General features: G+C 61.4%; 2 protein-coding genes. One reads left to right on the plus strand and one right to left on the minus strand.

The window, feature by feature from the left end; all coding sequences use genetic code 11:
* The first annotated feature begins 280 nt into the window (after window positions 1–280).
* Window positions 281–958: a GntR family transcriptional regulator gene (locus ACLML9_RS28650; RefSeq protein ID WP_411948414.1), complete on the plus strand. Its 678-nt coding sequence runs from the start codon at window positions 281–283 to the stop codon at window positions 956–958.
* A 59-nt stretch (window positions 959–1,017) separates the two neighbouring features.
* Here the strand turns inward: ACLML9_RS28650 and ACLML9_RS28655 are convergent, their stop codons facing one another.
* The gene (locus tag ACLML9_RS28655) at window positions 1,018–1,851 is read right to left on the minus strand and encodes a hypothetical protein (RefSeq protein ID WP_411948415.1); all 834 of its coding nucleotides are present in this window, start codon (window positions 1,849–1,851) and stop codon (window positions 1,018–1,020) included.
* Between the last annotated feature and the right edge of the window lie 108 nt (window positions 1,852–1,959).

Raw genomic sequence — 1,959 nt, forward strand, 5'->3', positions numbered from 1 at the left:
CGACATCACCCAGCAGCAACACACCCTTCGGGAACACGGAACGGAAGTCGGTCGGAATCCACATGTCCTTCAATGCCATCTCTGAAACTCCTTGTCAGCGTTTGCACTCTCTGTGCATACACAACAGAGTATACGCAACTGTGTATACGCACAAGAGGATTGCGTATACACAGATTCCAGTGGCCTTGACAGGCGATCACCGCGAGGCGCGTACCTTGTTAGTTGATTTGCGTATACGCAACTGCGTATCGGCAACGAAACGACTCGGAGGAGTAGAGCCATGAGCGAGCCTGCGTACGTTCGGATTGCAGGGGAGATCGCGCGCGAGATCCGCAGCGGAGCGCGGCCGGTGCGATCCCAGCTACCGAGCTATTCGGAGCTGGCGAAGCAGCACAACGTATCCGATATCGTCATCCGCCGAGCCATGGAGCTGCTGCTACGTCAGGGACTCGTCTACAGCGTCGAACGTCGAGGAACGTTCGTAGCCTCCCGGCCCACCCTCGTCCGCGTCTCGCCGGAACGGCAGATGGAAGACCCCGAGGTCACCTACACCAACGAGTCGGCCGACGAGGACCAGGTGACAATCGATCGCGAGACCTCGATAGTGCAAGCCGACCGCGAGCTTGCCGAAGTATTCGGTATCGAGATCGGCGACGACATCGAACACCAGATCGTCATGGCCTCAGACCGTGGGCGCCCGGCCTCGATCTCCGACAGCTACCAACTGCCTGGCACGGATGTAGCCACCGCTGAAATTCTTGAGGAGACTGTTGCCGACCGCCCCCCTGTACCAGCTCATGCCGACTGGCTTGAGGTGCCCACTGGCGAGCTGGTGAAAACGGTCCGCCAACGGTTCCTACTGGCAGACGGACGCGTTCTCATGCTGTCCGATGTGTCATATCCGAAAGACCGGTACGACTCGTTCGTCTTCCGGATGGTTCTCGACCCGCAGATCTGACACCAGACACGCAAATGGCCCGGTCGTCATCGGCCGGGCCATTCTCGTTGCTTGCTGGGTTACCCGCGGCGGACCCACCCCTGCGCCGCATCCGCAAGGTTCCACCACGAAACATACTGCGGGTCTTGAGTTTCGAGTGTCCAACCCTCCGACAGGCGATCGAAGAATGGATCATCTCCCGTCTTGCCGCCCTTCGGCTCACCGAGATAGATCACTCGCTGACCGCCTCGCGACTCGAACAGTTCCAGCGCTTCCGAGGCCATCCGGTTGCCCCAGCCGGGCGGCCAGCACAGGAGCAGGACCGTATCCGCATCCAGTTCAGCCCCAAAGCCGTCCAGGCCATCAACCGGAAACCACACACTCTGCTGTCGGCCAGCCCTGGGAAATGAAGCGTTCTCGGACGAATCCGGCGGTTCGGAATCGAAGGCTTGCACCAGTAGCCCGTCATCGGCCAGCAGCCGCGCCCAGTAGCCCCGCCCGGCGCCGAGCTCCACAACCCGCCGATCACCGGCGAAGTCCTTCACCCACGCCAGTGTCTCGGGCGATGGCACCGCGTAGGCGAAGGCCGCCTGCAAGATCGTCTGCGCAAACCCCAGCCGGACGCTGCCGACCGCACTTCCTCCGTTGACCACCCGCCGGTCACTATCGAGCCTGACCGCTGGCGCGACGATATCCCAGTACGGATTACCCGACTCGGTCTCACCGCCGGTCATGTAGTGCACAAACCGCAGGTCGAATGCCGCATCAGCCTGCGGGTCGTCGGTTCCTGACAACATCGGAGCCGTATCCAGGTACTCAGCCACCTTCGGATACTCGGCCTGCAACCGTGCCCCGTCATCGAGCAACTCGGCCAACTCATTTCGTCGTTCCGGCGTGAGCACTAGAGCAGTCATACGGTCAATTCTCCGGACGCACCTCACGTAGCGCGAGTTGTTGCCGAATTTCGCCATATAGGTTCAAGAGCGGCGGCGCAGACGCGCCGCCGCCGCACTACGGCACAC

Source organism: Nocardia sp. NPDC002869 (assembly GCF_046764065.1).
In the GTDB taxonomy this organism is placed as follows: Bacteria; Actinomycetota; Actinomycetes; order Mycobacteriales; family Mycobacteriaceae; genus Nocardia; species Nocardia rhamnosiphila.

Coding starts and splice junctions, on each gene's coding strand:
- ACLML9_RS28655 (WP_411948415.1), bottom strand. CDS start 1,851: ATGACTGCTCTAGTGCTCACGCCGGAACGACGAAATGAGTTGGCCGAG.
- ACLML9_RS28650 (WP_411948414.1), top strand. CDS start 281: ATGAGCGAGCCTGCGTACGTTCGGATTGCAGGGGAGATCGCGCGCGAG.